General features: G+C 71.8%; 27 protein-coding genes and 6 tRNA genes. 12 read left to right on the forward strand and 21 right to left on the reverse strand.

Annotated features, from left to right (window positions below):
• Positions 1 to 106: 106 nt before the first annotated feature.
• Both ACFWM2_RS30340 and ACFWM2_RS30345 read right to left on the reverse strand, forming a co-directional pair.
• A tRNA-Val gene (locus tag ACFWM2_RS30340) sits at positions 107 to 178 on the reverse strand.
• 83 nt (positions 179 to 261) lie between these two features.
• Positions 262 to 696, reverse strand: a complete 435-nt coding sequence (locus ACFWM2_RS30345) for a TIGR02611 family protein (RefSeq protein WP_383286595.1) — start codon at positions 694 to 696, stop codon at positions 262 to 264.
• Positions 697 to 887: 191 nt separating this feature from the next.
• On the opposite strand from ACFWM2_RS30345, the gene ACFWM2_RS30350 reads away from it, so the two are divergent.
• Complete coding sequence (locus ACFWM2_RS30350) at positions 888 to 1,301, forward strand: SsgA family sporulation/cell division regulator (protein ID WP_003959770.1); 414 nt, start codon at positions 888 to 890, stop codon at positions 1,299 to 1,301.
• Positions 1,302 to 1,554: 253 nt separating this feature from the next.
• Positions 1,555 to 2,112, forward strand: coding sequence for a CGNR zinc finger domain-containing protein (locus tag ACFWM2_RS30355; protein ID WP_383286597.1), 558 nt, complete (start codon positions 1,555 to 1,557; stop codon positions 2,110 to 2,112).
• 44 nt (positions 2,113 to 2,156) lie between these two features.
• On the opposite strand, the gene ACFWM2_RS30360 is transcribed toward ACFWM2_RS30355, so the two are convergent.
• Positions 2,157 to 2,309, reverse strand: a complete 153-nt coding sequence (locus tag ACFWM2_RS30360; protein WP_010988207.1) for a hypothetical protein — start codon at positions 2,307 to 2,309, stop codon at positions 2,157 to 2,159.
• Positions 2,310 to 2,469: 160 nt separating this feature from the next.
• On the reverse strand, positions 2,470 to 2,961 hold the full coding sequence (locus tag ACFWM2_RS30365) for a hypothetical protein (protein ID WP_383286599.1): 492 nt from the start codon (positions 2,959 to 2,961) through the stop codon (positions 2,470 to 2,472).
• Between the two features lie 121 nt (positions 2,962 to 3,082).
• On the opposite strand from ACFWM2_RS30365, the gene ACFWM2_RS30370 reads away from it, so the two are divergent.
• Entirely contained in the window at positions 3,083 to 3,601 is a 519-nt protein-coding gene (locus ACFWM2_RS30370) for a DsbA family protein (protein ID WP_383286601.1), read from the forward strand.
• Positions 3,602 to 3,620: 19 nt separating this feature from the next.
• On the opposite strand, the gene ACFWM2_RS30375 is transcribed toward ACFWM2_RS30370, so the two are convergent.
• Genes ACFWM2_RS30375 through ACFWM2_RS30385 form a run of 3 tightly spaced genes read right to left on the reverse strand, consistent with a single transcriptional unit; the run spans position 3,621 to position 6,367 of the window.
• Complete coding sequence (locus ACFWM2_RS30375) at positions 3,621 to 4,445, reverse strand: GNAT family N-acetyltransferase (RefSeq protein WP_383286603.1); 825 nt, start codon at positions 4,443 to 4,445, stop codon at positions 3,621 to 3,623.
• 60 nt (positions 4,446 to 4,505) lie between these two features.
• Positions 4,506 to 5,327: an aminotransferase class IV gene (locus ACFWM2_RS30380; RefSeq protein ID WP_383286605.1), complete on the reverse strand. Its 822-nt coding sequence runs from the start codon at positions 5,325 to 5,327 to the stop codon at positions 4,506 to 4,508.
• Entirely contained in the window at positions 5,324 to 6,367 is a 1,044-nt protein-coding gene (locus tag ACFWM2_RS30385) for a chorismate-binding protein (protein ID WP_383286607.1), read from the reverse strand. The genes ACFWM2_RS30380 and ACFWM2_RS30385 overlap by 4 nt, the downstream gene beginning before the upstream one ends.
• 158 nt (positions 6,368 to 6,525) lie before the next feature.
• On the opposite strand from ACFWM2_RS30385, the gene ACFWM2_RS30390 reads away from it, so the two are divergent.
• The 5 genes from ACFWM2_RS30390 (at position 6,526) to ACFWM2_RS30410 (ending at position 6,990) form a co-directional block, all read left to right on the forward strand.
• Positions 6,526 to 6,598: transfer RNA gene (locus ACFWM2_RS30390), tRNA-Gly, on the forward strand.
• 39 nt (positions 6,599 to 6,637) lie between these two features.
• Positions 6,638 to 6,711: transfer RNA gene (locus tag ACFWM2_RS30395), tRNA-Cys, on the forward strand.
• A 1-nt stretch (position 6,712) separates the two neighbouring features.
• Positions 6,713 to 6,784: transfer RNA gene (locus ACFWM2_RS30400), tRNA-Val, on the forward strand.
• A 19-nt stretch (positions 6,785 to 6,803) separates the two neighbouring features.
• Positions 6,804 to 6,875 (forward strand) — tRNA-Val (locus tag ACFWM2_RS30405).
• 40 nt (positions 6,876 to 6,915) lie between these two features.
• Positions 6,916 to 6,990, forward strand: a tRNA-Val gene (locus ACFWM2_RS30410).
• Positions 6,991 to 7,108: 118 nt separating this feature from the next.
• Here the strand turns inward: ACFWM2_RS30410 and ACFWM2_RS30415 are convergent.
• Both ACFWM2_RS30415 and ACFWM2_RS30420 read right to left on the reverse strand, forming a co-directional pair.
• Complete coding sequence (locus tag ACFWM2_RS30415; RefSeq protein WP_383286609.1) at positions 7,109 to 7,402, reverse strand: zf-TFIIB domain-containing protein; 294 nt, start codon at positions 7,400 to 7,402, stop codon at positions 7,109 to 7,111.
• A gap of 79 nt (positions 7,403 to 7,481) precedes the next feature.
• Positions 7,482 to 8,423, reverse strand: coding sequence for a phosphotransferase family protein (locus ACFWM2_RS30420; protein ID WP_383286611.1), 942 nt, complete (start codon positions 8,421 to 8,423; stop codon positions 7,482 to 7,484).
• Positions 8,424 to 8,455: 32 nt separating this feature from the next.
• On the opposite strand from ACFWM2_RS30420, the gene ACFWM2_RS30425 reads away from it, so the two are divergent.
• Complete coding sequence (locus ACFWM2_RS30425) at positions 8,456 to 8,581, forward strand: hypothetical protein (protein WP_383286613.1); 126 nt, start codon at positions 8,456 to 8,458, stop codon at positions 8,579 to 8,581.
• A 119-nt stretch (positions 8,582 to 8,700) separates the two neighbouring features.
• On the opposite strand, the gene ACFWM2_RS30430 is transcribed toward ACFWM2_RS30425, so the two are convergent.
• Positions 8,701 to 8,910: a hypothetical protein gene (locus ACFWM2_RS30430; RefSeq protein WP_383286615.1), complete on the reverse strand. Its 210-nt coding sequence runs from the start codon at positions 8,908 to 8,910 to the stop codon at positions 8,701 to 8,703.
• Between the two features lie 240 nt (positions 8,911 to 9,150).
• Positions 9,151 to 9,384, reverse strand: coding sequence for a hypothetical protein (locus ACFWM2_RS30435; protein ID WP_121404330.1), 234 nt, complete (start codon positions 9,382 to 9,384; stop codon positions 9,151 to 9,153).
• Positions 9,385 to 9,580: 196 nt separating this feature from the next.
• Between ACFWM2_RS30435 and ACFWM2_RS30440 the strand changes: the two genes are divergently transcribed.
• Entirely contained in the window at positions 9,581 to 10,894 is a 1,314-nt protein-coding gene (locus ACFWM2_RS30440; protein WP_383286986.1) for a serine/threonine-protein kinase, read from the forward strand.
• A 134-nt stretch (positions 10,895 to 11,028) separates the two neighbouring features.
• On the opposite strand, the gene ACFWM2_RS30445 is transcribed toward ACFWM2_RS30440, so the two are convergent.
• The 10 genes from ACFWM2_RS30445 to ACFWM2_RS30490 form a co-directional block, all read right to left on the reverse strand.
• Positions 11,029 to 11,847: a TrmH family RNA methyltransferase gene (locus tag ACFWM2_RS30445; RefSeq protein WP_383286618.1), complete on the reverse strand. Its 819-nt coding sequence runs from the start codon at positions 11,845 to 11,847 to the stop codon at positions 11,029 to 11,031.
• Between the two features lie 63 nt (positions 11,848 to 11,910).
• Entirely contained in the window at positions 11,911 to 13,155 is a 1,245-nt protein-coding gene (cobA, locus tag ACFWM2_RS30450) for a uroporphyrinogen-III C-methyltransferase (protein WP_383286620.1), read from the reverse strand.
• 190 nt (positions 13,156 to 13,345) lie between these two features.
• Positions 13,346 to 17,305, reverse strand: a complete 3,960-nt coding sequence (cobT, locus tag ACFWM2_RS30455) for a nicotinate-nucleotide--dimethylbenzimidazole phosphoribosyltransferase (protein WP_383286622.1) — start codon at positions 17,303 to 17,305, stop codon at positions 13,346 to 13,348.
• 349 nt (positions 17,306 to 17,654) lie between these two features.
• The gene (gene cbiE, locus ACFWM2_RS30460; RefSeq protein ID WP_383286624.1) at positions 17,655 to 18,866 is read right to left on the reverse strand and encodes a precorrin-6y C5,15-methyltransferase (decarboxylating) subunit CbiE; all 1,212 of its coding nucleotides are present in this window, start codon (positions 18,864 to 18,866) and stop codon (positions 17,655 to 17,657) included.
• Between the two features lie 209 nt (positions 18,867 to 19,075).
• Positions 19,076 to 19,714, reverse strand: a complete 639-nt coding sequence (locus tag ACFWM2_RS30465) for a GNAT family N-acetyltransferase (RefSeq protein WP_383286626.1) — start codon at positions 19,712 to 19,714, stop codon at positions 19,076 to 19,078.
• 145 nt (positions 19,715 to 19,859) lie between these two features.
• Positions 19,860 to 20,693 (reverse strand): MetQ/NlpA family ABC transporter substrate-binding protein, encoded by an 834-nt coding sequence (locus ACFWM2_RS30470; protein WP_383286628.1) that lies wholly within the window; start codon positions 20,691 to 20,693, stop codon positions 19,860 to 19,862.
• A 26-nt stretch (positions 20,694 to 20,719) separates the two neighbouring features.
• On the reverse strand, positions 20,720 to 21,550 hold the full coding sequence (locus ACFWM2_RS30475) for a MetQ/NlpA family ABC transporter substrate-binding protein (RefSeq protein WP_383286630.1): 831 nt from the start codon (positions 21,548 to 21,550) through the stop codon (positions 20,720 to 20,722).
• Positions 21,551 to 21,657: 107 nt separating this feature from the next.
• Positions 21,658 to 22,401 carry a methionine ABC transporter permease gene (locus ACFWM2_RS30480; protein WP_383286632.1) on the reverse strand — a complete coding sequence of 248 codons (744 nt, stop codon included), beginning with the start codon at positions 22,399 to 22,401 and terminating at the stop codon, positions 21,658 to 21,660.
• Entirely contained in the window at positions 22,398 to 23,432 is a 1,035-nt protein-coding gene (locus ACFWM2_RS30485) for a methionine ABC transporter ATP-binding protein (protein WP_383286634.1), read from the reverse strand. Before ACFWM2_RS30485 ends, ACFWM2_RS30480 begins: the two co-directional genes overlap by 4 nt.
• Positions 23,433 to 23,793: 361 nt before the next feature.
• Positions 23,794 to 24,441, reverse strand: a complete 648-nt coding sequence (locus ACFWM2_RS30490; RefSeq protein ID WP_383286636.1) for an HAD family hydrolase — start codon at positions 24,439 to 24,441, stop codon at positions 23,794 to 23,796.
• Between the two features lie 69 nt (positions 24,442 to 24,510).
• Between ACFWM2_RS30490 and ACFWM2_RS30495 the strand changes: the two genes are divergently transcribed.
• Both ACFWM2_RS30495 and ACFWM2_RS30500 read left to right on the forward strand, forming a co-directional pair.
• Positions 24,511 to 24,870 (forward strand): hypothetical protein, encoded by a 360-nt coding sequence (locus ACFWM2_RS30495; RefSeq protein WP_383286638.1) that lies wholly within the window; start codon positions 24,511 to 24,513, stop codon positions 24,868 to 24,870.
• A gap of 1 nt (position 24,871) precedes the next feature.
• Entirely contained in the window at positions 24,872 to 25,342 is a 471-nt protein-coding gene (locus ACFWM2_RS30500; protein WP_383286640.1) for a hypothetical protein, read from the forward strand.
• Positions 25,343 to 25,361: the final 19 nt, after the last annotated feature.

Genomic DNA, 25,361 nt, shown 5'->3' on the forward strand with positions numbered 1-25,361 from the left:
AGGGGGGCGGGTGGCGCACCCCGCAGCGCACGGCGCAGCCGCGCAAAAACGACGAAGGCGACCCAGGTCCACGCATTCCGTGGACAAGGGTCGCCTATCGCGTTCGTGGGCGATACTGGGTTCGAACCAGTGACCTCTTCGGTGTGAACGAAGCGCTCTCCCGCTGAGCTAATCGCCCGGGCGCAGGGAGAACATTACCCCATGTCAGGGGGTGGCTCCGACCGGCCGAGGGGCCCCGGCAGGGTCATCCGGCAGGGCGCGTCACTCCTTGATGTTCCAGGGCATCTCGAGGCCGAACTTCCAGACGTAGACGCCGACGAGGACCGCGATGATCACCAGGCCGACGGTCGTCAGGATGATGTTGCGGCGGCGCACCTCGGGGTCGAGGGCGCGCTGCGTCGCCTCGGTCACCTTGCGTTTCGTCCAGCGCAGGACCAGCTGCGCCCAGACGAACTCGGTCGCCCAGATCGCCATGCCGCCGAAGATCACCAGCCAGCCCGGGCCGGGCAGCGGAAGCATGACCACGCCCGCGGCGACGACCGCGAGCCCGACGACGAAAACCCCCACCTGCCAGCTCATGTGCAGGGCCCGCCGGGCCTTGATGAATTCCGGCGCCCGCGAACCGAGCGGACGCTCGTCCTTCGTTTCGTCAGCAGCCACGACGACCTCGCCCGGCTCGTCACTCCCCGTATTCATACGGCCAAACCCTACCGGAGAGAAACCGGTCACCGGAATGGCCGTACCTCGCGAACGCACTCTCGGCCGGATGAGCTACCTAAAGACACGCAAAACACTCAGAGGGGTTTACAACGGCACCGTAGGTGGCATGTCGATTTCGCCGACGTGCGAATCCCCGAGCGCACACTGAGCGAAAGGCCCTGGCGCTTATGAACACCACGGTCAGCTGCGAGCTGCACCTGCGCCTCGTTGTGTCGAGCGAGTCCTCACTGCCTGTACCCGCAGGACTGCGGTATGACACGGCCGATCCCTACGCCGTGCACGCCACCTTCCACACCGGAGCCGAGGAAACCGTCGAGTGGGTGTTCGCCCGCGACCTCCTCGCCGAGGGCCTGCACCGGCCCACCGGTACCGGCGACGTCCGAGTCTGGCCGTCCCGGAGTCACGGTCAGGGCGTCGTCTGCATCGCCCTCAGCTCCCCGGAGGGCGAAGCCCTTCTGGAGGCCCCGGCACGGGCCCTGGAGTCGTTCCTGAAGCGAACAGACGCCGCCGTGCCCCCCGGCACGGAACACCGCCACTTCGATCTCGACACGGAGCTCTCACACATCCTGGCCGAGAGTTAGCGAGACACCACAGAGCCGCCCGGCGCCGTCCACTCGGGGAGACGGCTCGGGCCTAGACAACTGCATATGGCACACACACCGGCGCCGTCGCCGCGGGATTTCCGCGGTGGCGGCGCCGGTGTGCGCCCTGAGGCGTCCCGGCCGTCACGGGTGTGTGCCGGGCGCGGCCCGAGCCCGTCCCCGGCGTCCCCGAGCCGCTAGGCTCGGCCAGCACCGGCGGGCGCCGCCCGACCTTCACGCCAGGGAGCGAAACGTGCTGATCACCCACGACACCCGGTGCGCGCTCGACACCGTGGTCGATCTGGTGAACACCGCACCGGAGGACGACACGGCGGACGGACTCCAGGACGTCCCCGCTCTCACTCATTTCGTGCGAAACCACGAGATGAGCGATGTGGGGGTGCTGTCGGAGCACGACCTCGCGGCGGTGCTGAAGGTCCGCGGCCGGTTCGCGGCGATCTTCGCGGCCGACGACGCGCGGACCGCCGCGGCGCTGATCAACGAGCTGGTCGCCGCGGCGGGGACCACGCCTCGGCTCACCGACCACGACGGCTACGACTGGCACGTGCACTACTTCGCACCCGGCGCCTCCGTCGCCGACCACCTCGCGGCCGACTGCGGGATGGCACTGGCCTTCTTCGTGGTCGCCGGGGAACAGGACCGGCTGCGGCGCTGCGAGGCCCCGGACTGCCGGCGCGCCTTCGTCGATCTCTCCCGTAACCGCTCCCGGCGCTACTGCGACAGCCGGACCTGCGGAAACCGCCTGCATGTGGCGGCCTACCGGGCCCGGCGCAAGGAAGCGGCGAGCTGAAAACGGAGCCCGCAACGGGTGGCGCCAGGGGCTCCGTGTACGGCTCAGAGCAGCAGCAGATCGTGCAGCGAAGCCATGAGCAGCAGACAGCCGATCACCGCAAGGAAGATCATCAGCGGTGGCTGGGAAAGTGCGAAGAGACAACCACGTCGCTCCTCGGGAGGGGCGGCGGTGTCGCTCTGTGTTGTGTCCAGCATCTCGCCGCGATGATGGCGCACCGGGCACCCCGCAGGCGATCAACACGCCCACATTGACAGGGAGTTCGTCATTGCCGGTGAGAGCCGGAGACGGACTTGATCACTTCGCGGGCCCACTTGATCACTTACGGCCGCGCGCGGCCCCGGCCGTTTCGGACCGTCAGATGCCGTGCTTCTTGAGGATGGCCTCGATGTCGCTGAAGTCCTCGGAGGAGCCGTTGGCCCGGGGAGCCGGCGCCGGCCGGGCGGCGGGACGCGCGCTCTGGCCCAGTGAGGGCGCCGAAGCGGCCGGGGCCACGGCCTCGCGCTGAGCGGCGGCCCTGGCCTCCTTCCGCTCCTTCCGGGTGCCGCCCCGGCGTCGCTCGACGGCTCGGGTGGTCAGGAACAGCAGCCACGCACCGCCGAGCACGACGAAGCCGGCCCACGCGGTCGGGCTGAAGGCGGTGTCCGCGACCCAGCCCACGACTCCGGTCATCACCAGGCCGACGGGAACCAGCGCATAGGCGGCGATACGGGCCGCGCTCAGGAACCGCTTGCGATACGCCGTCACCGCGGCGATGCCCAGCCCGGCGGCGGAGACGGCGGAACAGACGGTCTCGGCAATCATCCGGTCCTCCAGGCAGGCCTCGGTCGGGTGCTTCGTCCCTTCCATCCTGCACCGCCCCGTGCCCGGTATGCCATGCTCCGGGCGGACCTCAGGGACATCTCCGGGTCCCGGATCCTCCCCAGGTCCCGGTTGGGCCGCCGCTCTCGGGGCTGGAAGACTGTGGACCATGAGCGACTCCCCCTCCGCACACCCCTCCGCCCCCGTCCTGGACGTCTGGTGCGAACTGCAGTGCCCCGACTGCCGCGGCGCCCTGGACGACCTGCGGGCCCTGCGCGCCCGCTACGGCGACCGGCTGGAGCTGCGGCTGCGGCACTTCCCGCTGGAGAAGCACCGGCACGCCTTCGCCGCCGCGCAGGCCGCCGAGGAGGCGGCGGAACAGGGCAAGGCGTGGCCGTACGTGGAGGCGGTGCTCGGCAGCGTCGAGCGCCTCGACCGTGAGGGGGAACCCTTCCTGGTCGAGACGGCTCGCGAACTGGGCCTGGACGCCGAGGAGTTCGACACCGCCCTGATCGACGGCCGGCACATCCTGATCGTCGACGCCGACCAGGCCGAGGGCAAGGCCATCGGCGTCACCGGCACGCCGACGTACGTCATCGGCGGCGAGCGCCTCGACGGCGGCAAGAGCCAGGAAGGGCTGCGCGCGCGCATCGAGGAGATCGCCGACCGGCTGCTGTCCGAGGCGTGACCGCCTGGCGCCACAGCGCCTAGAGCAGGTTCTTGTACAGGTGGTGGAGTGTCGTCTCGTAGCCGAGCGACTCGTAGAGCCGCTCGGCCGGGGTGTTGTCCGCGAAGACGTTGAGGCCGATGGCGCTTCTGCCGGCGGCCACCGTCTGCGCCTCGGCCAGCAGCATCAGCGTACGGCCGTGACCCCTGCCCCGATGGGCGGCGTCGGCCTCGACGTCGAAGACGAAGGAGCACTCGTCCTGCAGGGCCAGCCAGAGGGTGCCGACCGGCGTTCCCTCGTGCTCCAACACGCTGAACAGCGTGTTCTCGGTGGCGATCCCCCGCGGCAGCAGTTGGTCGTGGTCCCGCTGCGACTTCGCGTACGCCTCGCCCTCGGGCACGCCGCGCTCGATCCACGTACGGGCGTAGCTCTCCCTGCCCCGCGCTTCCCAAGGGCCGTACTCCGCCTCCGTCATGGGGCGGCCCCGGCTCCCCGCGGGCAGCTGCGGCGCAGTGGTGCCGAGCGGCTTCTCCATGGCGCGGTTGCGGGGGACGTAACCGAGCGCCCGGGTCAGCCTGAGCGCGGGCTCGGCATCGGCGGGAACGGACACGTCGATCCGTGTGCATCCCCAGCCGCGCACGACCTCCTCGGCGGCGAGCGCGGCCACCGTCCCGCGGCCGCGCCCCCGGTCCGCGTCCTCGATGCGCAGGCCCTCCAGCCGGGCGACGGCCGGGCCGAAGACGGGGTGCGTACTGAGGTGTATCGCCCCGACGGGACGGCTGTTCACACACACCTGGTAGTGGCGCGAACGCGTTCCGTCGGCGTGGTGCTGGAGCGGCTCGGTCGGCCGCAGGGTCGTGGTCATCAGGGGTGTTGTACCCGCCCGACGACCCGACGTCATCCGGATTTCCGCACCGCCCGCGCTCTACGGGTCGAGGTCGTCCCCGGCGCGCTCATCGAAGAGCCGCATCGCCTTGGCGGTCACCGGGCCCGGCGCGCCCGGCAGTTCACGTCCGTCGACCCGGTGCACGCCCTGCACATCGCGCAGCGTGGACGTCAGGAAGACCTCGTCGGCGCGCTCCAGGACGTCCAGCGGGAGGTCGGTCTCCCTGGCACCGGTCCACTCGACGGTGAGGGCACGGGTGATGCCGGCGAGGCAGCCGGAAGCGACGGGCGGGGTGTGGATCTCGCCGTCGAGGACGACGAAGACGTTGGACCCCGTGCCCTCGCAGAGCCGACCGACCGTGTTGGCGAACAGCGCCTCCGTCGCGCCCTGTTCACGTGCCCGGGCGAGAGCGACGACGTTCTCCGCGTACGAGGTGGTCTTGAGGCCGGTGAGGGCGCCACGCTCGTTGCGGGTCCAGGGAACCGTGATGGCGGCGGTGGAGTCGGGGCGCCGGCCGGACTCGCCGAGGGCGACGACCAGCGTCGGCCCGTGCTCACCGCGGTCGGAGCCGAGCGGGCCGTGACCGCCGGTGTACGTGATCCGCAGCCGGCCCAGCGGCATCGGGTTGGCGTCGATGACGGCGGCGCAGGCGCGGCGCACCTCGTCGAGGTCGGGATCGGGCAGACCGAGGCCGTGTGCCGAGCGGGCCAGCCGGTCGAGGTGCCGGGTCAACGCGAACGGCCGCCCGTCGACCGCCTTCACCGTCTCGAAAATGCCGTCGCCCACGGTCAGCCCGTGGTCGAAGACGGAGACGCGGGCGGACTCGATGTCCTGCAACCCGCCGTCGAGCCAGATCTTCACGTGAGAGTCCCTCCACCCGCCTCGTACGCCCCCGACGCTACCGCGAGCAGTCGCGAGGCCTTCAGCTCGGTCTCCCGCCACTCCCCCTCGGGGTCCGAGCCCCAGGTGATCCCGGCCCCTGTGCCGAACCGCAGGACACCCTCGGCGCGGTCGATCCAGAAGGTGCGTATCCCGACGGCCAGCTCTCCGGTGCCGCGATCGGCGTCGACCCAGCCGATGCCACCGCAGTACGGGCCGCGGGGCGCGGTCTCCAGGGCGTCGATGATCCGCAGCGCGCTGGACTTGGGGGCGCCGCTGACGGAGCCGGGCGGGAAGGCGGCCGCGAGGAGTTCCGGCCAGCCGGCGTCCGCGCGCAGTTCGCCGCGGACCGTGGAGACGAGATGGACCAGACCGGGATGCTTCTCGACGACGCACAGGTCGGGCACGGAGACACTTCCCGTCGCGCAGACCCGGCCCAGGTCGTTGCGGACCAGGTCCACGATCATCACGTTCTCGGCGTAGTCCTTCTCCAGCAGGTCCGCCTCCGTGCGTCCGGTGCCCTTGATCGGGCCCGACTCAACGGTCCGGCCGGCACGCCGCAGGAAGAGCTCGGGGGACGCGGTGGCCGTCTCGACGCGGTGACCGGGCAGCCGGATCGTTCCGGCGTACGGCGCCGGGTTGCCGCGCGCCAGCAGCGAGGTGAGCGCGTCCACGTCGGCGTCGGCCGCGACGGGCGCGGAGAGCACCCGGCAGAGGTTCGCCTGATACACCTCGCCGGCCGCTATGTGCTCCCGGATGCGGCGCACACCCTGCGTGTACGCGTCGTGGTCGAGGGACGACGTCCAGTCACCCGTGGCCGGTCCGTGCCACGCCCCCGCCACCGGCGCGGGCACCGGCTCCGCCCGTACGTCGCTGAAGCGGGCGCAGACCAGACGGCCCTCGAAGTCCGCGGAGACGGCCCAGAAGCCGGTGGACTCCAGGGCCGCGGGATCGCTGGTGACGTCACGGAGGCCGGTTGCGACGAGGCCACCGAAGCGGGCGAGAGGAGGGAGGTCGTGCACGCAGTCGAGTCTAGGGCGGGTGACCTGCGGGTGGGCCCGGCCGCGTCCTGGCCCGGCACGCACCGCAGCACGCTGCACAAACGCGTTTTTGTACTGGCCCCGGAATCCGCTAGAGTTCAACACGTCGCCGGGACGCGTGAGCCGACCGGAAACGGCACGCGGACGTAGCTCAGTTGGTAGAGCGCAACCTTGCCAAGGTTGAGGTCGCCAGTTCGAACCTGGTCGTCCGCTCGCAGGAAGTGGGGGATCTTCCCGAACCCCCGCGCTCCTGGTGGAGTGGCCGAGAGGCGAGGCAACGGCCTGCAAAGCCGTCTACACGGGTTCAAATCCCGTCTCCACCTCCAAGGACGATTAGCTCAGCGGGAGAGCGCTTCCCTGACACGGAAGAGGTCACTGGTTCAATCCCAGTATCGTCCACTGGTCCGCAAGGATCCCCGCGCGATTAGCTCAGCGGGAGAGCGCTTCCCTGACACGGAAGAGGTCACTGGTTCAATCCCAGTATCGCGCACGCAGTATTGGCAGTGAGCGTGGCTGAAGCCGCGTGACCTGCGCGATTAGCTCAGCGGGAGAGCGCTTCCCTGACACGGAAGAGGTCACTGGTTCAATCCCAGTATCGCGCACCACCCGAAGCCCCCGGCCGTCTCGTACGGCCGGGGGCTTCGTCGTGCTGCCGTCGCCCTGGCGTCCGCCGCGGAGCTCCGGACACGACGAGGGGCCCTCCACCGGGGAGGGCCCCATCGTTCAGGACGAGAAGAGCATGTGGCCGAAGCTCTTGTGACGCTGGTGGCCGCCGTAGTGACCTCCGTGGCCGCCATGGCCTCCGTGCGGGGCGCCCCAGGCCGGTGCCGGAGCGGAGGGGTACGCCTGCGGGGCTGCCGGCGGCGGGGCCGGCTGGGACCACTGGGACTCCACGCGGGTCAGCGACTCCAGCTCGCCGTAGTCGAGAAATATCCCCCGGCAGCCGCTGCACTGCTCGATCTGGACGCCATTGCGGTTGTACGTCTGCATGGGCGCATGGCACTTCGGACACTGCATGCTCGGCTCAACTCCTCGCCGTCGGTGCTGCTTCGCGTTACGCCAGGACAGACACTGTCCGGCGGCTGTCGGTTGCACCTTACTTCGCGAAACCTCGCGCCAACTCGGGCGGGACGGCGGCCATTCGGTCGCAGGCGTCGACCACGGCCTGCTGGACCTCGTCCAGGGGGCGGCCCGCAGCCACGGACTTGGCGATCGCCAGGGCCGCGGTCTGCACGGTGAGGGCGCGGGCCGGGACGTCCAGGGCGGGCCAGGGGTCGCCGTCGGCGGGGACGGCCGGGCCGCCCGCGCGCTGATAGGCGGTCAGGAAGCGGGTCCACTCGTCGGGCGGGAGGAGACCACAGGCGTACCAGGCGGCCGGGCGGGCCAGATCCCAGGCGGGGACGCCGAGGCCCAGGTCGTCCACGTCGATGAGCAGCCACGGACCGGTCGTCGCCGGACGGCGCACCAGCTGGCCGAGGTGGAGGTCACCGTGGCAGAGGGTGCCCGGTTCCGGCGGCATCGGGGCTTCGGCGCGGGCCCAGGGCGGGAGACCGGCCCAGGCTCGCAGCACCGGGTCCGCGGCGGGGTGCGGTCCGGCCGCCCGCAGACGCGCGATGGCGCGCGCCGCTTTGGCGGGGCCGCGCATGGGCGGCAGCCCGTCCGGTGCCGGCGCCCGGTGCAGCCGGGCCAGCAGGGTGGCGGCCGCCTCCCAGGGCGCCGCCTCGGGCACCTCCGGGTCGACGGGGCTGCCGTACGGCCAGAAGGTCACCAGGCGGCCGTGCAGGTCGGCGGGTGCCGGGCGGAGCGGGGGCAGCAGGACGCCCGCGAGGGCGGGGTTCCCGGCGACGGCCACGCGGGCGGCGAGCTCCCCGGGGGCGGTACCGGGTGCGTGGGCCTTGGCCACGGTGTCGCCGTGCCGGACGACGGTGCCGTCCTGCCGGTCGGCGAGTACGGCGTCGGAATGCGCGCACGTGGTGTCGGCGGGGTGGGCCGCGCCCCGCGCCCTGGCGGTCAGCGCGGGCAGCACGTCTGCGGTCACCGGTCCCCCTGGAAATACGTCGTCGGCTCTCCGTGAGCGTACGCACGACGCGCCGCGGCGACGAACTCTCCCGTATCCCCGGCCCGCTCCGGAGTGATCACGGCGAGGACCGGACGTATCTGCGCGGACGCGCCGACGGCTTCCGCGGGCAGACGTAAATGCCCGCGCAGCTCCCCAGCTGCGCGGGCATTTGTGCCGTCCGCCGCACCCCCGTCCCCACGGGGTTTCATGGCCGGATGTCCCCGCCCGGACCGCTCTTCCGGGCCCGGGGCGCCGCTCAGCGCCCCAGCATCACGCCCACGGACGACGCTTGTGTGACCACTGCTTCCCAGCCGCCGAAGACGACCACCAGCAGGGCCGCCAGGGGAAGGACCATCGCGGTCGCCACCAGTGGGTGGCGACGCCCCGTGCGGCGGGTGCCGAACGCGGCGGCGTATGCCTTGCGTCCTTGCGTGCGGATCATCGTCCGCGGTGCCGTGTGGGCCATGGTCCCTCTCCTGACCGAGCTTCTTTTGTGTTGGCAGCGGCGAGTGTCTGACCTCGGGGGACGAGTGCTGCACCCGCCGCTTGACCTCAAATCTATGGGGGCGGCGGTGGTGGGTCGTCATGCCCTCGTACCGATTGGCGGGCCTCCCGGAGGATGAGCCGTGACCTGCGCCGTACTCCCCTGGGTGGAGACGAGGACCCAGGTATCAGGGTCTTCCCGGAGGGGACGCCCGGTGTGCTCCTACTGTTCCGAGCTGTCCTCCCTCGGGATCGGCTGCTCGACCAGGGCGAGCACCCGGTTCGCCATGAAGCGGGCGGTGCGCACCACTGATCCGCTACGGGTGACTTCGCTCACTTCCACGACCCCTCGGCGCACCGCCGTCTCCACCCGGCGGCCCGCCCTGCTCGCCACCACCTCGTACGTACGCGTCGTGTCCCCGGCGTCCACGACTATCTCCACTCGGTCACCCTTCATGGGCCCAATCCCCCTTCTGCGACGGATGGTTGGGATCACAGGCAGCTCAAAGCAGGCCTGGTCGCACGCTCCCTGACCACCTTTCAAGTTTCTCACCCGGCACTGACAATCGATCGGGTCGCGAGGGCGCGGCCTATGCGCGCACCCGGCCGCGGAAACGTAAGCTGTGGCTCGTCAAACGGACCGGGCAGCGGGGATGGACATGGCGATGATGCGCCTGAGGCGCGAGGACCCGCGTGTCGTCGGCTCGTTCAGGCTTCACCGACGGCTCGGCGCGGGCGGGATGGGCGTTGTCTACCTGGGCTCCGACCGGCGGGGCCAGCGGGTCGCGCTGAAGGTGATCCGGCCCGACCTGGCGGAGGATCAGGAGTTCAGGTCGCGGTTCGCACGGGAGGTCTCGGCGGCGCGACGGATCAGGGGCGGTTGTACGGCGCGGCTCGTCGCGGCCGATCTGGAGGCGGACCGTCCGTGGTTCGCCACGCAGTACGTCCCGGGCCCTTCGCTGCACGACAAGGTCGCCGAGGAAGGACCGCTGAGCGCCGCCGACGTGGCCGCCGTCGGTGCCGCCCTCTCCGAGGGGCTCGTCGCGGTGCACGAGGCCGGCGTCGTCCACCGGGACCTGAAGCCGTCGAACATCCTGCTGTCCCCCAAGGGGCCCCGGATCATCGACTTCGGGATCGCCTGGGCGACCGGGGCCTCCACGCTCACGCACGTCGGCACCGCGGTCGGCTCGCCCGGCTTCCTGGCGCCCGAGCAGGTGCGGGGCGCGGCCGTCACCCCGGCCACCGACGTGTTCTCGCTGGGCGCCACGCTCGCCTACGCGGCGACGTCCGACTCGCCCTTCGGGCACGGCAGTTCCGAAGTGATGCTGTACCGGGTGGTGCACGAGGAGGCGCAGCTGAACGGGGTCCCCGACGCGCTGGCTCCCCTCGTACGGGCCTGTCTGGCGAAGGATCCCGAGGAGCGGCCCAGCACGCTGCAACTGTCGCTGCGGCTCAAGGAGATCGCGGCCCGTGAGGCGCAGGGCCTCGCCGACGTCCGGCCGCCCGCCCCGCGCGGTGACCCGGACCGGCCGACCGGGCGGCTCGCCGAGCAGTACGCCGACCAGCGCACCCAGCGGCGGCCGGGTGGCACCCAGGGCTCGCAGGGCACTCCCCCGCCGCGCACGGGCGGCGGTTCGCGGTCGGGCACGCGTCCGACGCCTGCGCGCAACACGACCCGCTCGGGCAACCGGCCCGGACCGCGGTCGGGCACCCGTCCGGGACCTCGCACCACCGGGACCGGCCGGCGGCCGGCCAACCCGCGGCTGCTGCGCCAGCGGCTCTTCGTCTTCGTGGTGGTGACGCTGATGGTGGCCCTCGGCATCGCGGCGGCCCAGGGCTGCCAGGGCCCGGCGCGCGGACTCGGCGGCGGTCGCGAGGGCGTCCGCCAGGAGCAGCCGTACGCGCCGCCGCCCACCGGGGAACGGCCGGACCGGCCGGACCGGCAGCACCGGAGTGCCGTCCAGTAGGACGGTGAGGCTCGCGGGCGGCCCGTCGCCGTTGGCGGGCGGGTGATCCGTCGGCGTTGAGCGGGTGCGTGATCCGTCGCCGTTGGGAGTGCGGGTGATCCGTCGGCGTCAGCCCTGGGGGCGGCGCAGCGCTGTCAGGCCTGCGGGCGGCCCGTCGCCACCGCGTAGAAGGCGACCGCGGCCGCCGCGCCGACATTGAGCGAGTCGACGCCGTGGGCCATCGGGATGCGGACCCACTCGTCCGCGGCCACCAGGGCCTGGGTGGACAGGCCGTCGCCCTCCGCGCCGAGCATCAGGGCGACCCGGTCCATCTTGTGGGGCGCGGCCTCGTCCAGGGTCTTGGCCTTCTCGTCGGGGGTGAGCGCGAGAAGGGTGAAGCCGGCCTCGCGGACCGACTCCAGGCCCTTGGGCCAGGTCTCCAGACGGGCGTACGGCACGGAGAAGACCGCGCCCATGGAGACCTTCACGCTGCGGCGGTACAGGGGGTCGGCGCAGTCCGGGGAGAGCAGCACGGCGTCCATGCCGAGGGCGGCGGCGGAGCGGAAGATCGCGCCGATGTTGGTGTGGTCGTTGACCGACTCCATGACGACCACCCGGCGGGCGGACTGCAGGAGTTCGTCCGCCGTCGGCAGCGGCTTGCGCTGCATGGACGCGAGGGCGCCGCGGTGCACGTGGTAACCGGTGACCTGCTCGGCGAGCTCCGGGCTGACGGCGTACACCGGGGCCGGGAGTTCGTCGATGACGTCGCGCATGACGTCGACCCACTTGGCGGAGAGCAGCATCGAGCGCATCTCGTAGCCGGTGTCCTTGGCCCGTCTGATGACCTTCTCGCCCTCGGCGATGAACAGGCCCTCGGCGGGTTCGCGCTTGCGGCGCAGCTCCACGTCGGTCAGACCCGTGTAGTCGCGCAGACGCGGGTCGTCGGGGTCCTCAACGGTGATGAGATCGGCCACAGGGTGATACTGCCTTGTCCTGGGTGTGGTGCCAACGGCTGGGAACGGGTTGGTTACCCGGGGTTACTCGGTCTGCTTCCCCGGGATCCGCACGCCCACGTTCACGACCTCACCGACGACGATGACGGCCGGGGGCTTCACGTCCTGGGTGCGGACGGTGTCGGCGACCGTTTCGAGGGTGGCGTCCACGCGGCGCTGGGCGGCGGTGGTGCCTTCCTGGACCAGGGCGACGGGGGTGCCGGGCGACTTGCCGTGGTCCATGAGCGTACGGGCGATGGCGCCGATCTTGTCGACGCCCATGAGGATCACCAGCGTGCCGGTGAGCTTCGCGAGGGACTGCCAGTCGACCAGCGAGCGCTCGTCGTCGGGGGCGACATGGCCGCTGACCACCGTGAACTCGTGGGCGACCCCGCGGTGCGTGACCGGGATGCCGGCGGCGCCCGGGACCGAGATCGAGCTGGAGATGCCGGGAACGACCGTGCAGGCGATGCCCACTTCGGCGAGCGCCTGCGCCTCCTCCATGCCGCGGCCGAAGACGAAGGGGTCCCCGCCCTTCAGCCGGACGACCGACTTGCCCTGCCTGGCGTGCTCGATGAGCGCGTTGTTGATGGCCTCCTGGGCCATGAAACGGCCGTAGGGGATCTTGGCCGCGTCGATCACCTCGACGTGCGCGGGGAGTTCGGCGAGCAGGTCGCGCGGGCCCAGGCGGTCCGCGATGACCACGTCCGCCTCCGCGAGCAGCCGGCGGCCGCGGACCGTGATCAGGTCCGGGTCGCCGGGGCCGCCGCCGACCAGGGAGACGCCCGGCGTACGGGTGCGGAAGTGGGGCGCCACCAGGGTGCCGTCGCGCAGCCCCTCGACCACCGCGTCGCGGACGGCGGCGGTGTGGCGGGGGTCGCGGCCGCGGGCGTCGGTGGTGAGCACGGCGACGGTCACGCCCTCGCTGTGGCCGGTGGCCGGGGTCCAGGCGGTGGCCGCGTCGGCGTCGTCGGAGCGGACGCACCAGACGCGGTGCCGCTCGGCCTCCGCGGAGGCCGCGGTGTTCGCCGCCGGGTCGCGGGTGGCGATGAGCGCGTACCAGGCGTCGGCGAGGTCACCGTCCTCGTACGGCCGCCTCGTCCAGGCGATCTCGCCCGCGTCCGCCATCGCCTCGACGGAGGGCGTGGCCTCGGGCGAGACGAGGTGGATGTCCGCGCCGGCCGCGATGAGTGCAGGAAGGCGGCGCTGGGCCACCTGGCCGCCGCCGAGGACGACTACGCGGCGACCGGCGAGGCGGAGGCCTACGAGGTAGGCGGGGTGTTCGGCCATGGGGGTGCGGCTCCCTCGTGCGGGGTGGTGCGGGACGGGGCTCTGCGGCTCTGGGTGAGCCCCTGACGTGCGGATTTTAGGGTGCGGGTGCGGGGCGTGGTCGCGGCGGGTCGGGGGTTTCCTTCCCCGGGCACACCCCTCCCCGAAACCGGTGCCCCGCCCCGGACTCCGTGCGTACCGCCGCGAGGGCCTACTTCTCGGTCACTCCCGCCGAGTCGAACGTCGCCACCTCGTGCATGGCGCGTGCCGTGCTCTGGACCATCGGCAGGGCCAGCAGGGCGCCCGTGCCCTCGCCCAGCCGCAGGTCGAGGTCGACCAGCGGGCGCAGGCCCAGCTTGTTGAGGGCGGCGACATGGCCGGGCTCCGCGCTGCGGTGACCCGCGATGCAGGCGGCCAGCACCTCGGGGGCGATCGCGCGGGCCACCAGGGCGGCGGCGCCGGCGCTGACGCCGTCCAGGATCACCGGGGTGCGCAGGGACGCGCCGCCGAGCAACAGGCCCACCAGCGCGGCGTGTTCGAAGCCGCCGACCGCGGCGAGGACGCCGATGGGATCGGCCGGGTCCGGCTGGTGGACCTCGAGGGCGCGGCGCACGACCTCGGTCTTACGGGCCAGGGTCTCGTCGTTGATGCCCGTGCCCCGGCCGGTCACCTCGCTCGGGTCGGTCCCGGTGAAGACCGAGATCAGGGCCGCCGACGCGGTGGTGTTGGCGATGCCCATCTCGCCCGTGAGCAGGGCCCTGTTGCCGGCCGCCACGAGGTCCCGGGCCGTCTCGATGCCCACTTCGATGGCCGCCTTGGCCTCCTCGCGGGTCATCGCGGGGCCGGTGGTCATGTCGGAGGTGCCCGCGCGGATCTTGCGCGGCAGCAGGCCCGGGGTCGCGGGCAGCTCCGAGGCGACACCCACGTCGATGACGCAGACCTCGGCGCCCACCTGGTTGGCGAACGCGTTGCAGACCGCTCCGCCGCCCAGGAAGTTGGCCACCATCTGGGCGGTGACCTCCTGCGGCCAGGGAGTGACGCCCTGGGCGTGCACACCGTGGTCACCGGCGAAGATCGCGACCGCCGCGGGCTCCGGGATCGGCGGCGGGCACTGGCGGGACAGACCGGACAGCTGGGCGGAGATGATCTCCAGCATGCCGAGCGCGCCCGCCGGCTTCGTCATCCGCTTCTGCCGGTCCCAGGCCTCACCGAGCGCCTTGGCGTCGAGCGGGCGGATGTTGGAGACCGTCTCGGCGAGCAGGTCGTGCGGCTCCTCACCGGGCAGCGCGCGACGGCCGTACGTCTCCTCGTGGACGACCCAAGACAGCGGGCGGCGCTTGGACCAGCCGGCCTGCATCAGCTCGGGCTCGTCCGGGAACTCGTCGACGTATCCGACACAGAGGTACGCCACGACCTCCAGATGGTCGGGCAGGCCCAGGGCGCGGACCATCTCCCGCTCGTCGAAGAAGCTGACCCAGCCGACGCCGAGACCCTCGGCGCGCGCGGCGAGCCAGAGGTTCTCGACCGCGAGTGCGGAGGAGTACGGAGCCATCTGCGGCTGCGTGTGGCGGCCCAGGGTGTGCCGGCCGCCGCGAGTCGGGTCGGCGGTGACCACGATGTTCACCGGGGTGTCGAGGATGGCCTCGATCTTCAGTTCCTTGAACTGCTTCGCGCGGCCCTTGGGGAGCGACTTGGCGTACGCCTCGCGCTGGCGGGCCGCCAGTTCGTGCATCGCCCGCCGGGTGTCGGCGGAGCGGATGACCACGAAGTCCCAGGGCTGGGAGTGGCCGACGGAGGGCGCGGTGTGGGCCGCCTCCAGGACGCGGAGCAGGACGTCGTGCGGGATCGGGTCGCTGCGGAAGCCGTTGCGGATGTCACGGCGCTCGCGCATGACCCGCAGCACGGCCTCGCGCTCGGCCTCGTCGTACCCGGGCGCGGCGGGGCCGGTGGACTCTCGTACGTCTTCCACTGCGGCCGTGCTCTCTTCCTGGTCGGCGCCCTGGGTGTCCAGGTCGTCCGCCTGCTGTGCGACTACGGATTCCAGGTCCGCCACGGGCGGTTCCGGTACGAGGGCCGCCTCGGCCTCGCGGGGGGCGGGCACGGCCACGGGGTCTTCGGGAGCGGGGAACTCCGCCGGGGCCAAGGATTGCGCGGCGGCAAGGGGCTCCGGGGTCTCTTCGAACGCCGGGGGCTCGGTGGCGGCCGGGGTGAGCCCGGGCGCCGGCTGCTCGTCCGGTGCGGAGTCCTCCTCCGCCGGAAGAGGCGGGACGGTCATGGCGTGCGGCGGCGTCGGGGCCAGGTGCGGCGTGGTCGGCACCGAGCCCTCCACGGGCACGAACCGGCCGATGGTGTGGTCCGCCTGGACCTCCAGGGGCGCGCCGGACAGCTCCGCGGAGTCGCCGGGGACGGTCGGGCCGTGCGCCCGGCCCGCGGAGTCGGGCTCCTGGCCCGCGGCCGCACGGGCGGGCGCCGCATAAGCGCCGACCCCGACCGGAACGCCGTACGACGGCTCGGCGACGGACTCGGTGAGCTGGTGGGCGTGGGGTGCCTGCGAGGCGGCCACCGCACGGCCCTGCGAGGCGTCCACCGGCACCGGCGCGTGAACCGCGTGGACCGCGCCGGCCGGGTGCGACACCTCGGCCGCCGGCGGCTGGGGGGCGGCGACGGCCTGCTCGGGCTCCGCGTAGGACCCCGTGTCCGCAAATTGGACGACCGGTTCCGGGATGTGGACACCAGTGTCGGCCGGATCCGCGAACGGGACCGCGGCGTCGTGCGTCCCGGGCTCGGCGGGAGTCAGGGCGAGGTCGGGGACCGGCGGCTGGGCGGCGTACGGGTCCTGCGCGGGTGCGGTGAACTCGCCCTCCGGGGAGGCCGGTTCCGGGGCAGCGGCGTGCGAGGACGCGTGGGGTGCAGCGGGCGCGGACGGCTGAATGCCGTCCGGGAGCGCGGAGTCGCCCGCCGACTGTGCGGCGTCCTGACCGGTCGCGAAGGCGTCGGGCAAGGGCTCGACGAGGGGTGCTACGTGCGCGTCCGGCCCACCGTCCGCGATGGAGGCGCCCGTCTCGGCGACCGGCACGGCGTCGGGAGCCTGCGCGGTCTCCGGGTCCTCGGCGGCGGGATGGGCTTCCGGCGTCAGCGGACCGGGAGCCGCGTCCCAGGCGTCAGGGGACGCGGGCGCGGCTTGCGGAGACTCGGCGATGCCGACCGCCGGCGGGATTTCCGCGGGCTGCCCGGCCGGGGCGCTCCCCGGATCGAACTGCGCTTCCGTGACCTGCGGCGATTCGTCGCCCGGCCCGGCCTCGGCGCTCGGGGCGTGCTCCGGGACGACCGTTTCTGCAGCCTGGCCCTCGGCGCCCGGTTCGGCGTTCGTCGGCGCCATCGAGGGCACCGACTGCGGTGCGGCTCCCCAGGGCGCCCCCTGGGGCGGAACGTCCGCGAGCTGCGGGACGTCGAGGTACTCGGGACCCATCGTCGGCGGCCCGGACTGCCGTACGGGCACGGCGCCGGCCGGTGCGCCCGCGGGGCCGCGGTCCGCGAGCGAGCGGACCGGGCTCGACGAGCCGTCCGGGGTCGGCGGGCCGAGGTGCAGCGGGCGGCGGGGCGGAGTCGGCTGCGGGGCGGGCGCCTGGGCCGGCATCCGGACACCGCTGAGATCGACCGAGCCGCTGTCCCGGCCGGCCGTCTCGTGCGGACCCGGCTCGTCACCGAGCTGCGGGCCGGAGTCGGGGGCAAGCAGCGGACCGGAGTCGGAGGAAAGCTGCGGACCCGGTTCGGCGGCGACCTGCGGGTCGGCCTCCTGACCGAGCTGCGGACCCGGCTCGGGGGCCGACAGCGGGCCGGGCTCGGCGGCGAACTGCGGGGCGGGCTCGGGCACGAACTGCGGGGCCGGCTCCTGGCCGAGCTGCGGGCCGGACTCAGGGGCGAACTGCGGGGCGGACTCGTGGGGGTACTGCGCGCCCGGCTCGTGGGCGAGGGGCATCGGCGCCGGCGGCGGCACCTCGTTGCCCCAGGCGCCCTGCGCGCCCGGCATGAGGAGCAGGTCGTCGTCCTCGGCGGGGGTCTCGGAGGGGTCGAGGAAGGTGTACGCACCGGGCGCGGAGACGCCCGGCTGCTCCACCATGCCTGCGTTCTCCGGCACTCCCTCGCCCGGGACCTGGCCGGTGTCGGTCATGCGTACCCCTCGCCCATCGGTTGATGCTCCTACGACCAGCCCGCCCGGAACGGCGCACCGACCGCTCCCCCGTCATGAAGAACGAGCGTGCGTGCCCGGCGGCACGAACGACCCGCCTGGAAAGCAGACAAAGCCACTAACTGGCATTGTCGCGGTCGTTCCGCCGTCGCGACAGCTTGATCCGCAACGGCCCGCTGTGGACTGCGCCACGTTGCGCGTCCCCCGGTTCTCGCCGTACCACACCCACCCCAAAAGGGGCGCGTTTTCGGGACATTGGCCGACGAAGCGCCGGGCAGCCGAGAGCGGTACAACGATCGACCAGCCTACCGCGCGCAGTACGACAAACGGATCACGGGGCGCGATCGGGGAGAAGTCCGGTGAGCAGGAACGCAACGCTCCGTTCCGTCTCCGTCCAGGCTTTCGTGTCGAGTTCGACGGACTGCAGGAGCGCGCACTCGACCTGGTATCCGTGCTCCGTCAGCTCCCTGCCGACGAGTTCGGCCGCGTCACGGGTCGCCGCGTGCGTCACGATGCGCTGCGGGCGGCGGTCGACGACGGCGGAGACCACCGCGGATCCCCCGCCGCCGATGCGTACGACGTCGGGTTCGGGGAGGTTCTCCAGGATGTGCGGGGCGGCGCCGTGCACGATGTGCATCTGCACACCGAAGCGGCGGGCGGCCTCCTCGGTGCGGGCGCAGGCCCCCTGGTTCCGGTCGACCGCGATGACCGCGGCGCCGGTCCTGGCGGCCTCGGTGGCGAAGGCGCCGCTGCCCGAGCCGATGTCCCAGACGAGGTCACCGACGCGCGGGCCCAGCCGGGCGAGTTGCGCGGCCCGCAGCAGCTCGGTCTCGCCTTCGCCGAGCGCACCGCCGTACGCCTTCGCGGGCAGCGCCCAGCCGCGGGGACCCGCACCCGGTTCACGGCCGGCGATCCAGCCGCCGCCCTCGGCCGCGGCCACGAAACCGCCGATGACGATGACGACGCTGGGGTCCCGCCAGGTGTGGTCGGCGACCTTGTCCGAGGTGAGGATCGTGACCCGCTCGCGTACGGTGCCGAGTTCCTCGCAGATGACGAAGGTGCGGTGCACCCCTTCCATGAGCAGACCGAGTTCGGCGGGTCCGGCGCCGGGCGAGGTGAGGACGGCGACCTTGGTGTGCGCGCGGCATACATTCACCGCCCGTCGCAGGGTGCGGGGGTGTGCGACGACCACTTGTGCGTCGTCCCAGGGCATGCCCGCGCGGGCGAAGGCGGCGGCCACCGAGGAGACCGCGGGGACGACCTCGACCTCCAGGCCGAACTCGGGGTCGCGCAGGGTGCGGACGACGCCGAAGAAACCGGGATCCCCGTCGGCGAGCACGACAGCGGTGCCGCGATGGCCCGCGACCCGGCGGGCGGCGAGGGCGACGCTGCCGAGTCGAACACGTTCGGCGGTCGCGGGCACCTCGGGGAGTTCGAGGTGGTGGGCCGCGCCTGCCACCAGCGTGGCGGCGCCGAGAGCGGAGCGCGCCGCGGCGGTCAGCGGCGAGCCGTCGCAGCCGATCACCGTGACCCGGTCGGCCATCGTCGTCAGTCTCCAGAGGGTTTTCGCGGCTCGTCAGTGGGACAGTTCGTACGCGGGGGCTCCGTGAGGGTACCTGGTGAAGCTGAGCGGCGCCGCCACGGGCCGGGCGGGGTGTGGGAGCGATCCCACGGGTGCGGTTCCGGTCGGCCGGCTGCGAGAGCCCGGTTGCGGGTGTCGGCCTCCGGCGGGCCGTCGGGGCCCGCGTGGTGTCAGTTCCAGTCCGAGTACGACGTGAAACCGTTTGTGTCGGCCAGTTCTTCGGCGACGCCTTCGAGGTCCTCCGGGAGCAGGCTCCACACGATGAAGTCGGTGCGCAGGTCGGCCCAGGTGCCGTCCTCGGTGCGGGCGCGGGCTATGCAGGCGTTGCGCAGGACGCCCTCGCTGATGCAGCCGATCTTCTGCGCGACCTGCTGGGAGGCCGTGTTGTCGGCCGCCGTACGCAGTTCGATGCGTTCGAACTTCTGGTCGCGGAACAGCCATTGGGCGGTGGCGAGTGCCGCTTCGGAGGCGTAGCCCTCGCCGCGGGCCCAGGGGGCGACGATGTACGAGAGTTCGGTGGAGCGGACGTGCCAGTTCGTCTTGCCGAGCTGGATGACGCCGACCAGGCGCTGGGTGAGGAACTCCGCGACGGCGAAGTCGAGTCCGCGTCCCGCCGTGCGCTCGGCGGGCGCGTAGTCGCGGATCCAGTCGCGGGCACCGTCCTCCGTGAAGGGCTGCGGGACCGATGTCCAGGCCGCGACCATCTCGTCGTTCATCATCTCGGCCAGGGCCGGCGCGTCGTCGTCCTCGAGCGGGCGCAGCACCAACCGGTCCGTGCTGATGGAGATGCCGGGGAAGGTGCTCGTCATGCGCCGCTCCGTAACCTTCGGAAACCTACGGGCCGTCGGAAGTCGTCGGGCCTGCTGAACTGCCCAGCATGCAGCATGCAAGCCCCCGACCGCACCACGGGGTCCACTCCTGGTGAAGAGTGGACCCCGTGTGGTGACTGGTGTGTCAGCCGGAGGTGACCGGCAGGACCGAGCCCTTGTACTTGTCCTCGATGAACTTCTTCACCTCGGGAGAAGTGAGGAGCTTCGCGAGCTTCTTCACCCGCGGGTCGTCCTCGTTGCCCCTCTTGACGGCCAGGAGGTTCGCGTAGGGGTTGTCCTTCGCGGACTCCAGGAGGACGGCGTCCTTGGTGGGACTGAGCCCCGCGTCCTGGGCGTAGTTGTTGTTGATGACCGCGGCGCCCACGTCGTCGAGCGAGCGCGGCAGCTGGGCCGGTTCGAGCTCCTTGAACGTCAGGTGCTTCGGGTTGGACGCGATGTCCGCGGGGGACGCGTCCGTTCCGGCGCCCTTCTTGAGCGTGATGACGCCCTTGGAGGCGAGGAGTTTGAGCGCGCGGCCCTCGTTGGTGGTGTCGTTGGGCACGGCGACGGTGGCTCCGTCGGCGAGCCCGGTGACGTCCTTCACCTTCTTCGAGTACACGCCCATGGGCGGCAGGTACGCCTTGACGACCGACACCAGGTCCGTGCCCTTGGACTTGTTGAACTCGTCCAGGTAGGGCTGGTTCTGGTACAGGTTCGCGTCGAGCGAGCCCTCCTGGAGCGCGGTGTTCGGCAGGACGTAGTCCGTGAACTCCCTGACCTCCAGGTCGAGTCCCGCCTTCGCGGCGAGGTCCTTCTTGATGTACGCGAGGACCTCGCCGGCCGGGACCGCGGTGGCGCCGACGACCAGCGCGTCGTCACCGCCGCTGCCCGAGCCGGAGTCCGAGCCCGAGCCGCAGGCGGTCAGGCCCAGGCCGAGGGCGAGTGCGGCGGACACCGCGGATATGACGTGCTTGCGCATCGCGATCGCTCCTTGGAACAACGTGCTCAGAACGACGGGATGACGGAGCCGTCGTACTTGTCCTCGATGAACTTCTTGACCTCGGGAGAGGTGAGGAGCTTCGCGAGCTTCTTCACCCGCGGGTCGTCCTCGTTGCCCTTCTTGACCGCGAGGAAGTTGCCGTACGGGTTGTTCTTCGCGGACTCCAGGACGAGGGCGTCCTTCGAGGGCTTGAGGTCGGACTCGATGGCGTAGTTGCCGTTGATCACCGCGGCGTCGACGTCGTCCAGGGAGCGCGGGGTCTGAGCCGCCTCCAGCTCCTTGAACTTGAGGTTCTTCGGGTTCTTCGCGATGTCCTTGGGGGTCGCGTCGTTGCCCGCGCCGTCCTTGAGCGTGATGATCCCGTTGGCGGCGAGGAGCTTGAGCGCGCGCGCCTCGTTGACCGTGTCGTTCGGGACGGCGACCGTCGCACCGCTCTTGAGGTCGTCGGCCTTCTTGACCTTGTGCGAGTACAGGCCCAGCGGCTCCAGGTGCACCGTGACGACGGGCACGATGTGGGTGCCCTTCTTCTGGTTGAAGTCGTCGAGGTACGGCTGGTTCTGGAAGTAGTTCGCACCCACGGACCCGTCCTCGGTCGCCGTGTTCGGCGTGACGTAGTCGGTGAACTCCCTGACCTGCAGGTCGAGGCCCGCCTTCTTCGCCAGGTGGTCCTTGACGTAGTCGAGGATCTCGGCGTGCGGGACCGGGCTGGCGGCGACCACCAGCGGGCCGTCGGAGCCGGCGGAGGAGGAGTCCTTGTCCGAGCCGCAGGCGGAGAGCCCGAGGGTGAGGGATCCGGCGGCGAGGACAGCGGTGGTGATCTTGGCGGTGTTACGCACGAAAAGTGCCTTTCCTTATGAGCGGAGCAGCCCCGTCGGTGGGTGAACGGGGAGTTCTGGGTCAGGTCGTCGTGACGGCGCGGATCAGCTGTTCTTGACGGCGCGGGTCAGCTCTTCTTGACGGCGTCGGTCGCGACCGTGCCGGGGAAGATCCCGCTGAAGGGGCGGAAGAGCAGCAGCGGCCCGGACTTCGCGGCCCGCCGGTGCAGCGCACGGGCGGCGAAGTCGCCGCCGAACTGCAGCAGGGAGATGGCGACGGCCAGGACGGCCACGGTGATCCACATCAGGCCGGTCTCGAAGCGCTGGTAGCCGTACCGGATGGCGATGTCGCCGAGTCCGCCGGCGCCGACCGTGCCCGCCATGGCCGAGTAGCCGATGAGCGCGATGACCGTCGTGGTGGCCCCGGAGATCAGGGACGGCAGGGCCTCGGGGACGAGAACGCTGCGTACCGTCTTCCAGGTGCTGCCGCCCATCGACTGCACGGCCTCGACGAGTCCGTCGTCCACTTCGCGGACCGACATCTCGACGAGGCGCGCATAGAACGGGATCGCCCCGATCGCGAGCGGCACGATCGCCGCCTCCCGGCCGATCGTCGTTCCGGTGATGGTGCGGGTGAAGGTCATCAGCGCGACCATCAGGATGATGAACGGCATCGAGCGGGCGATGTTCACGATCTGCCCGATGACCTTGTTGGCCACGATGTTCTGGAGCAGTCCGCCGCGGTCGGTGAGGACCAGCAGAAGGCCGAGCGGAAGTCCGCCGACGATCGCTATGAGCGTGGACCAGCCGACCATGTAGAGCGTGTCCCAACACGCCTGGGACAGCAGCGGCTGTATCTCCGACCAGGTCACTTGGCACCTTCCTTCACCAGCACGGGCTCCTGGCCCAGGACCTCGATCCCCAGCCCCTGCTCACGCAGGAATCCGATCGGCACCACGTTGTCGTCGTAACGGCCGGGCAGTTCGATGCGCATCCGGCCGACCTGCCGGCCCGCGACGGTGTCCATCGCGGCGCCGAGGATCGAGATGTCGATGTTGTACGTGCGCGAGAGCTGCGAGATGACGGGCTGCGTGGCGGCCTCGCCCTGGAAGGTGACGTCGATGACGGTGCGGTCCTCGCCGGAGGCGTCGCCGTTCACCGGGAAGAGGGCGGCCGCGAGTTCGGAGCCGGGCGTCGCGAGGAGTCCGCTGACGGTGCCGGACTCGACGATCTTCCCGTTCTCCATGAGGGCGGCCGAGTCGCAGATCGACTTGACCACGTCCATCTCGTGGGTGATGAGCAGGACGGTCAGGCCCAGCTGCCGGTTCAGGTCGCGCAGCAGCTGGAGGATGGAACGGGTGGTCTCGGGGTCGAGGGCGCTGGTCGCCTCGTCGGAGAGCAGCACCTTCGGGTCGCCGGCCAGGGCGCGGGCGATGCCGACCCGCTGCTTCTGACCGCCGGAGAGCTGCGCCGGGTAGGCCTTGGCCTTGTCGGTGAGACCGACCAGGTCGAGGAGTTCGAGTGCCCTGCGCGAGCGCTCCTTGCCGGAGATGCCGAGGATCTCCAGGGGCAGCTCGACGTTGTCCTGGACGGTGCGCGAGGACAGCAGGTTGAAGTGCTGGAAGACCATGCCGATGCGACTGCGCGCCTTGCGCAGCTCCCGGCCGGCGCGAGGTCCGCGGCCGGCCAGGGCGGTGAGGTCCTGTCCGGCGACCGTCACGGTGCCGGCGGTCGGGCGCTCCAGCAGATTGACGCAGCGGATGAGCGAGGACTTGCCGGCGCCGGACTGGCCGATGACGCCGTACACCTCGCCTTCGCGTACGTGCAGATCGACCCCGTCGAGGGCGGTCACCTCACGGCCGCGCGAGCGATAGACCTTGGTCAGGCCCGTTGTCGTGATCACTGGGTTTCCGTCACTGTCGAGTGCAGGGCGTGGGTGTGCCCGGGCACGGGTGCATTCGGTCGGGAACGCGGCACGGTTCTCGCGGAGGCGGTCGAACCGGGGAGAACGTGTGCGCGGAGGCCGGCTCAGTCACGTACCGGGTACGGACACGGCGCAGCTGTCTCGCTTCGGGGCGCGAGGCTCAGGGTGGTGCGGGGGCCCTCAGAAGGCGCACATTCGACACATACAACGAACACCGGGCGTCGTGGTCGCCTCGGTCGCAAGGGTGCGGCTGCTCGTCGTGGTCATGGGATCAAGTAAAGCAGACGTATAGCCGGGGACCGCCACCGCTGTCCGAATAGCGGACAGCGGTGGACAGTTGTCAGGCCCGGGGCGAGATCTCGACTCCTTCGCCGGTGACCAGCGCGGACAGGGCCGAGAGGTCCTGAACCACCAGGTCGGCGTCCAGCTCCGCCGCCTCGTGGGTTGTGGCCAACGCCACGGTGGTCATACCGGCGGCGCGGCCCGAGCGCAGCCCGGCCGGGGCGTCCTCGAAGACCACACAGCGGGCCGGGTCGACGCCCAGTTCGCGGGCGGCGAGCAGGTAGGGCTCCGGGTCGGGCTTGCCGCGGGTGATGTCGTCGGCGGCGATCAGCGTCTTGGGCCGGATCCCGACCTCGGCGAGCCGGGCCTCGGCCAGCCGCCGGGTGGCCGAGGTGACGACGGCCCAGCGGTGGGCGGGCAGCGCGTCGAGCAGCGCGAGCGTGCCGGGCAGCGCCACGACTCCGCCCGGTACGTCCTCGACCTCCAGCTGCTCGATGCGCGCGACGGCCTCGGGCACCCGCTGGGCGGGAAGCAGATCGGCGGCTATCTCGACGGCGGTACGGCCGTGCAGTTCGACCCGGGCGAAGTCCTCGGCGGAGATGCCGTACTCCTCGGCCCAGCGCGTCCAGCACCGGTGGACCGAGTCGAGGGATGAGACGAGCGTCCCGTCGTTGTCGAACAGCAGGGCATCAGCGTGGATCTTCATGTCTTCGACCCTACGGGGGACCCCGGGGGCGAGCGCATCGGGTCTTTTGGCCCGTAATAGGGTCGCGGCATGCTTGATGCCCTGACGGTCGCGACCGCCGTAGCCGCGCTCGTGCTCGCCGCCTGGTGCGGCTGGGCCGCCTACCGAGATCAGCCCACCAAGGACTGGCACTTCATCGGCATGGCCGTGGTGTCACTGCTCGCCGTGGTGCAGCTGGTCGTCGGCATCGTCCAGCTGGCGCGCGGCGAGAAGCCGGACCAGGGCACGACGATCTTCGTGGCGTATCTGCTCGGCGCCGTCGCCTGCATCCCGGCCGCGGGCTTCATGTCGCTGGCGGAGCGCACCCGCTGGGGTTCGATCACGGTGGCGGCCGGCGGCGCCGTCCTCGCCGTACTGGAGGTGCGGCTCTATGACATCTGGGGAGGCTGAGATGACGGCCACGGACGAGAACGGGCCCGCACCTCAGGAGGACGGACCACCGGCGGCGGACCCGACGGGCGAGCAGCGGACCCGGCTGATCAGCGGGCCCGGCATGCTGCTGGTCTGGCTGTACGGCGTGATGGTCGTCGGGGCGGTGTCGCGCTCGGCCGTACAGATCTCGACGGAGTTCGACAAGGCCCCGCTCGCCTACTCGCTGTCCGCGGTCGCCGGGGTCGTCTACGGCTTCATCACGTACTCGCTCGTGCGCGGCGGCGAGCGGGCCCGCAGGGCGGCGCTGGTGTGCTGCGCCGCCGAGCTCGCCGGAGTCCTGACGGTCGGCACGTGGACGCTGGTGGAGCCGTCCGCCTTCCCCGACGCGACCGTGTGGTCGGACTACGGGATGGGCTATCTCTTCATCCCGGTGCTGCTGCCGCTGTCGGCGATGTACTGGCTGCGGAGGCGTTCCGCCGGCGGGCGGTAGCAACCCGCCGCGGGGCGTG

The organism is Streptomyces sp. NPDC058371 (assembly GCF_042723265.1).
Lineage (GTDB): Bacteria > Actinomycetota > Actinomycetes > Streptomycetales > Streptomycetaceae > Streptomyces.

Coding starts and splice junctions, on each gene's coding strand:
- ACFWM2_RS30415 (WP_383286609.1), bottom strand. CDS start 7,402: ATGCAGTGTCCGAAGTGCCATGCGCCCATGCAGACGTACAACCGCAAT.
- ACFWM2_RS30470 (WP_383286628.1), bottom strand. CDS start 20,693: ATGCGCAAGCACGTCATATCCGCGGTGTCCGCCGCACTCGCCCTCGGC.
- ACFWM2_RS30500 (WP_383286640.1), top strand. CDS start 24,872: ATGACGGCCACGGACGAGAACGGGCCCGCACCTCAGGAGGACGGACCA.
- ACFWM2_RS30465 (WP_383286626.1), bottom strand. CDS start 19,714: ATGACGAGCACCTTCCCCGGCATCTCCATCAGCACGGACCGGTTGGTG.
- ACFWM2_RS30375 (WP_383286603.1), bottom strand. CDS start 4,445: ATGACCACGACCCTGCGGCCGACCGAGCCGCTCCAGCACCACGCCGAC.
- ACFWM2_RS30350 (WP_003959770.1), top strand. CDS start 888: ATGAACACCACGGTCAGCTGCGAGCTGCACCTGCGCCTCGTTGTGTCG.
- cobT (WP_383286622.1), bottom strand. CDS start 17,305: ATGACCGACACCGGCCAGGTCCCGGGCGAGGGAGTGCCGGAGAACGCA.
- ACFWM2_RS30435 (WP_121404330.1), bottom strand. CDS start 9,384: ATGAAGGGTGACCGAGTGGAGATAGTCGTGGACGCCGGGGACACGACG.
- ACFWM2_RS30440 (WP_383286986.1), top strand. CDS start 9,581: ATGGACATGGCGATGATGCGCCTGAGGCGCGAGGACCCGCGTGTCGTC.
- ACFWM2_RS30370 (WP_383286601.1), top strand. CDS start 3,083: ATGAGCGACTCCCCCTCCGCACACCCCTCCGCCCCCGTCCTGGACGTC.
- cbiE (WP_383286624.1), bottom strand. CDS start 18,866: ATGGCCGACCGGGTCACGGTGATCGGCTGCGACGGCTCGCCGCTGACC.
- cobA (WP_383286620.1), bottom strand. CDS start 13,155: ATGGCCGAACACCCCGCCTACCTCGTAGGCCTCCGCCTCGCCGGTCGC.
- ACFWM2_RS30360 (WP_010988207.1), bottom strand. CDS start 2,309: ATGCTGGACACAACACAGAGCGACACCGCCGCCCCTCCCGAGGAGCGA.
- ACFWM2_RS30430 (WP_383286615.1), bottom strand. CDS start 8,910: ATGGCCCACACGGCACCGCGGACGATGATCCGCACGCAAGGACGCAAG.
- ACFWM2_RS30495 (WP_383286638.1), top strand. CDS start 24,511: ATGCTTGATGCCCTGACGGTCGCGACCGCCGTAGCCGCGCTCGTGCTC.
- ACFWM2_RS30345 (WP_383286595.1), bottom strand. CDS start 696: ATGAATACGGGGAGTGACGAGCCGGGCGAGGTCGTCGTGGCTGCTGAC.
- ACFWM2_RS30365 (WP_383286599.1), bottom strand. CDS start 2,961: ATGGAAGGGACGAAGCACCCGACCGAGGCCTGCCTGGAGGACCGGATG.
- ACFWM2_RS30490 (WP_383286636.1), bottom strand. CDS start 24,441: ATGAAGATCCACGCTGATGCCCTGCTGTTCGACAACGACGGGACGCTC.